General features: G+C 43.7%; 4 protein-coding genes and 1 pseudogene. All 5 read left to right on the forward strand.

The window, feature by feature from the left end:
- The first annotated feature begins 13 nt into the window (after positions 1-13).
- The 5 genes and pseudogenes from BIY37_RS12430 (at position 14) to BIY37_RS14435 (ending at position 5,596) form a co-directional block, all read left to right on the forward strand.
- The gene (locus tag BIY37_RS12430) at positions 14-1,396 is read left to right on the forward strand and encodes an MBL fold metallo-hydrolase (protein ID WP_070068165.1); all 1,383 of its coding nucleotides are present in this window, start codon (positions 14-16) and stop codon (positions 1,394-1,396) included.
- Between the two features lie 249 nt (positions 1,397-1,645).
- Positions 1,646-2,437, forward strand: coding sequence for a sulfite exporter TauE/SafE family protein (locus BIY37_RS12435; protein ID WP_070068166.1), 792 nt, complete (start codon positions 1,646-1,648; stop codon positions 2,435-2,437).
- 274 nt (positions 2,438-2,711) lie between these two features.
- Complete coding sequence (locus BIY37_RS12440; protein WP_070068167.1) at positions 2,712-3,422, forward strand: DUF1641 domain-containing protein; 711 nt, start codon at positions 2,712-2,714, stop codon at positions 3,420-3,422.
- Positions 3,423-3,484: 62 nt separating this feature from the next.
- Positions 3,485-4,678, forward strand: a complete 1,194-nt coding sequence (locus BIY37_RS12445; protein ID WP_070068168.1) for an FAD/NAD(P)-binding oxidoreductase — start codon at positions 3,485-3,487, stop codon at positions 4,676-4,678.
- 293 nt (positions 4,679-4,971) lie between these two features.
- Positions 4,972-5,596: pseudogene (locus BIY37_RS14435) on the forward strand (radical SAM protein).
- The last annotated feature ends 404 nt before the right edge of the window (positions 5,597-6,000 follow it).

The raw sequence follows: 6,000 nt of genomic DNA on the forward strand, positions 1-6,000 counted from the left end.
AGGGGGGATTCTCATGTATTTTAAACAGGTTGAAGTGCCGGGGATCGGTTGTTTTTCTTATGTGATTGGTTGTCCTGCCGCAAAGGTCGCCGCTGTTATTGATCCTAAAAGAGACGTTCAGGATTACCTTGATATCGCACAAAGTCAGGGAATGAAGATAACGCATGTTATCGAAACGCACATCCATGCTGATCATGTAAGCGGTAATCAGGAAATCCGTTCCCGCACCGGCGCAGATATCTATTTTCATGAAACAGCACCCGTTACGTTTGAACATAAAACATTAAAGGAAGGGGATTGTATTGAATTAGGCACGGCAATGCTCGAGGTGGTTTATACCCCGGGACACACGCCGCATTCTCTCTCTCTGCTGGTGGCCGATAGAAGCAGGTCGGATGAACCGTGGTTTCTTCTCAGCGGTGATCTTCTTTTTGTGGGAGACATAGGAAGGCCGGATCTGGCAGGAGAGGAACTGTTGGAACAGCAGGTAAAAGATCTTTACGAGAGTATTTATAAAAAACTGGGCAAATTATCTGACCGGCTGGAGGTCTTTCCTGCACATGGGCACGGCTCGCTTTGCGGAAGAGGAATGAGTTCCAAAACCAGCACTACGCTGGGATATGAGCGTTGCGCAAATCCTCTGCTTCGTCTTGGTTCTCTCCTTGAGTTTAAAAAGCACTTTATGCAGGAATATCCTGCCCGTCCAAAGAGTTTTTCACATATTATTTCGATGAATGCGAAGGGCCCGCCATTGTTGGACAGACGAAGCGGTGACAGGCCTCTCACTCCTTTCCAATTCCGGGAAGCAATGAGAAAGGGGGCAATGATTATTGACACAAGAGATGCATCTGCATATGGTGGCGTTCATATCCCCGGAAGTATAAATATCGGTTTCGGAAATCAAATGGCCAACTGGATTGGTATAGCAATAGATCCGGAGGCGGAGATCATCCTTGTCTTTGCAGACGATAAAAAATATCGGGATATCTGTACCCTCCTTTACCGGATTGGATATGACAAAATCCTCGGGTATTTGCAGGGTGGTATTCCCGCATGGCAGGAACAGGGTTATCCGATCGGGAGACTTTCACAGATGTCCGTGCAGGAATTACAGGAGGAAATAAAGAGAAACCCTGGCCTGCGCGTTATAGACGTTCGGTCAGAATCAGAATGGGACAAAGGGCATATTGAAATAGCTACACATATGCCTTTGTCCGAAATGCTTCTCAAAGGTGTGAATTTGCCAAAAAGTGAAAACATTATCGTTACCTGCCGTGTAGGGTATCGGGGAAGTATCGCAGGAAGTTACCTGCAAATGCAGGGGTTTACCAAAGTGCATAATCTTGCCGGCGGGATGCTGGCATGGATAAATGCAGGGTTTCCGGTAAAGGTATAATTATGAAAAATAAATTTTTTGATAAGAACGTAGTTTTTTGAAAATTTCCCATGAAAACTGGCTATTAAATGCGGTAATAGGGACAGGTTTCAAACCTGCCCTTTCAAGACAAAATCAGCATAAGGCGTTACTTTGATGAGGTTTTAAATGACTCAAGAGGTATCAATTTTTTCTGTGTGCCTTTTTAGGATAGCGCAAGGTAGTCAGTAAATTGCTGTTAGTCTATAACCCTCCGGGAAAGATCAGGACATGGAGATTCTTGGTTATACTGCCTCGGTTATTATTGGCATCTCGCTTGGGCTCATTGGCGGGGGTGGCTCTATACTCACGGTGCCGGTGTTGGTTTATCTTTTCGGTATCGAGCCGGTTCTTGCCACGGCCTATTCACTTTTTATCGTCGGCGTTACAAGTCTTGTTGGCGCTTTGCCCAAATACAGACAGGGACTGGTAGAGTTGAAAACGACGGTCGTCTTTGGCATACCATCCATAGCTGCAGTTTTCGTTACCCGCAAATTTCTTGTACCTCGGATTCCTCAATATCTCTTCAGTATAAGCAATTTCGAAATAACCAAACCTGTATTTATTATGGCGATGTTCGCCTTTTTCATGACGTTTGCTTCTTACTCCATGATAAAAAAGGAAAAAAATGAGAATGAAGGTCAGCAACCACAACGATTTAATTATCCTATGATAGTGCTGGAAGGAACATTTGTTGGTGCACTTACCGGGCTTGTGGGCGCCGGTGGAGGGTTTTTGATTGTTCCTGCGTTGGTAGTGTTCAGCAGACTGCCAATGAAAATGGCTGTAGGTACTTCATTGCTTATTATAGCTGCTAAATCGTTGATTGGTTTTACCGGTGATCTTGGACACTCCACCATAGATTGGGAAATGCTGCTTTTTATTACAATAACAGCTATTGGCGGAATATTTATTGGCAATGCACTGAATAAAAAAATCCACGGTGAAAGCCTGAAAAAATGGTTTGGCTGGTTTGTGTTGGGGATGGGTATATTTATTATTATAAAAGAGATTACACGTTAGTTTTTTAAATTCTAATAAAAACCAGGTATTGCATGCAGCGTAGGGGCAGGATTGAAACCTACCCCTGCAAGTCAACAGTATTCATATAGAGGTTTCTTTTAAACGAAATCGTTACGAAAAGAGTTTGTTTGCATGGAAGGAGAGGGGCAAATTATTATCGATATACCTTTTCTATCTGGTATAATTTAAAATAGCAAGACGATTCTAACACAAGTACGAGGATACAGCATATAAACTGACATTGATACAAATGAAAAGAACGTGAGGATGAACAATGGAATATGACAAAACGAAAGAACCCGCATCACAGGAAAGCCAGAATATTTCCGAAATAACGGAACTCTTAACACGTCTATTCAGGCGGATCGATTCCCTCGAAAGATCATTTGCAAACGTTGAGGACATTGTCAAAAAACTTCCTGTGATGATGGCAATAACAACGGATTCAATTGACGAGTATTATAGTAATGCTGTAAAATCCGGAATTGATATTGAAGAACGCTGTAAAAGAGCGGTGGAAATGTTGATCCAGATTACCGACCCCAAAAGGATCGATACCCTATCACAATTGATCAAAAATATAGACGCCCTGACTTTACTCCTGAACCAAGTCGGGAGAATCCCTGATACCCTTGCAGTGATTGTAGACTCGTTTGACGAACTGTGTAAAAATGCGGAGTGTTTTGGAATAGATTTTGATCAGATTGTGAAGCAAGGAAAAGATGCTGCGGCACTATTGAACGGATTTCTCAAATCAGACGAATTGAAGGCACTCATGAATTCTGGTATCTTAAATCCAAAGACGATAAATATTGTAGCACAAGCCGGCAGCGCACTTGCGGAATGTAAAGAAGATCGTCCGGGAAAACTTGGGATAATTGGTCTGATAAAGGCGTTAGGAAATTGTGACCTGCAATGTGCACTCGGATTCCTTGTTAATTTCGGCAAACGATTTGGGCGTCTGCTCAAAGATAATGAATCATAAAGATGGATAGAAAACCACAAGAGTTTTTCCCTTAACACTCTCAGTACAGAGGAGACCTTTCCATGGCACAGAAAGACACATATCAGGTGGTAATTGTCGGGGGTGGTACTGCCGGTATCACGGTAGCAGCTCAATTAAGCAGGAGTGATACTCCTCCTGAGATTGCCATAATCGAACCTTCAGAGAAACATTATTATCAACCCCAATGGACACTTGTTGGCGCAGGGGTATTTCCCCGTGAAATCTCTGAAAGGGACACAAAGGATCTTATTCCCCCGGGGGTTGTTTGGATAAAAGACAGGGTTGTCCGGTTCGATCCGGGAAACAATAATCTCATCACAGAAACAGGGAAGACCGTAGGATATCACTACCTGATTGTTGCGGCTGGAATTCAGCTTGATTGGGATAAAATTCCCGGACTAAAGGAATCGCTCGGGAAGAACGGGGTTTGTAGCAATTATTCATACCATACGGTTAATTCAACATGGGAAAGTATCCGTAATTTTAAAGGCGGTAACGCCATCTTTACCCAACCAAACACTCCCATCAAGTGTGGTGGGGCGCCACAAAAGATATGCTATCTGGCGGAGCATTATTTCCGGAAGACTGGTGTGCGGGATAAGAGTACGGTTACCCTTGCCCTTCCCCAGGGTGTTATTTTTGCAGTAAAAAAATATGCTAATGCACTTGTGGAAGTAGCGAAAAGGAAAGGAATTGATGTGAAGTATCAGCATAATCTTGTGGAATTACGCTCGGATAAAAAGGAGGCCATTTTTAAGAAGGTGGAAATAGGGGAGAGCGTTACCATGAAATATGACATGATCCACGTTACCCCGCCGATGAGCGCCCCCGATTGTGTAAAAAATAGTCCGCTTGCCAGTGAAATCGGATGGGTGGACGTAAACAAGGATACCTTACAGCATAATCGTTTTGATAATATATTTGGAATCGGAGACTGCAGCAGCCTCCCCACGTCTAAAACCGCAGCGGCCATCCGAAAACAGGCGCCGGTGCTTGTCAGAAATCTGTTGGCAAAAATTAACGGAACACCATTGATGGATTCCTACGATGGTTATACTGCCTGTCCTGTTGTTACCGGATACGGAAGCGTAATTCTCGCCGAATTTGATTACAAGTTAAATCCGCGGGAAACCTTTCCTTTTGACCAATCGCAGGAACGTTATAGCATGTACGCCCTGAAAGCATTCATTTTACCAAGGTTGTACTGGCACGGAATGTTAAAAGGACGAGCGTGATTTATAAATTAGGCTGGGCTTTAAAAGACAAAAACCCAACGACATTCCACCTATCCCTGGTCCCTCCCAAGAGGGGACTTACAAAGTCCCCTCTTGGGAGGGGATTTAGGGGTGGGTAAATGGTACAATGAAAAACTTTGAAATTTCTATACACTTAAATTAGGCCTTAGGCAGCTTTCCATCCTTCGCCTTTCTCTATAAACTGAGGAGTAGTACGTAGGATAATTGAAATATCTAAATTTTAAAATACGCAAAGAAATCCCCGTGCACACCGAACAGGAAACATCTTTACTATAATCATTTTTGGACCGGTTCCATCAAGACGTTTGGGGCGCAGTCTGGGTATTAACAATATTCCACCAAAGGTTTGCACCTATGCATGTATCTATTGCCAGTTAGGATGCACGATCAACATGCCCCACAAAACTTTGCAATTAGCCTCGATTTTAAACGGGATGCTTGAATTTGCCAACGTTTACAAAGAAGAACTGGTGACAGAGACAATGCTCGTAAAAGACGTTAACGGTGACGAAGATCTATACGGGTGGTTGCCGATTTTCTGGCTCAGTTGAAGCCCGCGAGGGCATACCTGGCCATCCCCACACGCCCGCCTGCAGAGGAATGTGCGCTGCGTCCATCAGAAGAAAGGATTTCCTGGCCTACCAAATATTTTGTGAAAAAATCAATTGTGTAGAACACCTTATCGGCTACGAGGGAAATGCCTTTGCTTTCACAGGAAATGCAGAGGAGGATCTCCTGAGCATCACGGCAGTGCATCCTATGCGTGAAGACGCGGTAAAAGAATCTCTGGGCCGGGCAAAGGCAGATTGGTCTATCATTCGTGAGTTAGTTGCCCGTGGCCAGCTTATCAGAAGGGAATATGGCGGAAGCGTCTTCTACATGAGGAAGATTCACTGATAATCGTTTGTTTGTGGATATTCCATTATCTTATGTTACTGGAAGCTCATTTTTTTAGCCAGATACGGATAAACAAATAAAAAAAGACGACAAATCTTTTTTTGTAAGAAAACGAAGAGCCCGATAGAATGCTGTTGGTGTTTTAAAGTAGCTATTTAGGGTACTTTTGTTCGCAATCGCTACGAATGGACAAAGTATTTGTAGCATTGCCAAGTGGAGACCTGACAAAAACCCTCTAAGGTTATCGTTGCCATGCATCAAAACTGCTGTAATAATAGGCAAGCCGAATCTTGGCAGCATTCAGCGTCCCCGACAATGCTCCATTTGCTCACATTCGCCCGCATGTTAACCCGACCTTCGCAATTCGAGGGGTGTATGAGCTGCTAAGCCAGCAAATACAAGGG

The sequence above is a fragment of the Candidatus Brocadia sapporoensis genome, from assembly GCF_001753675.2.
Classification (GTDB): Bacteria; Planctomycetota; Brocadiia; order Brocadiales; family Brocadiaceae; genus Brocadia; species Brocadia sapporoensis.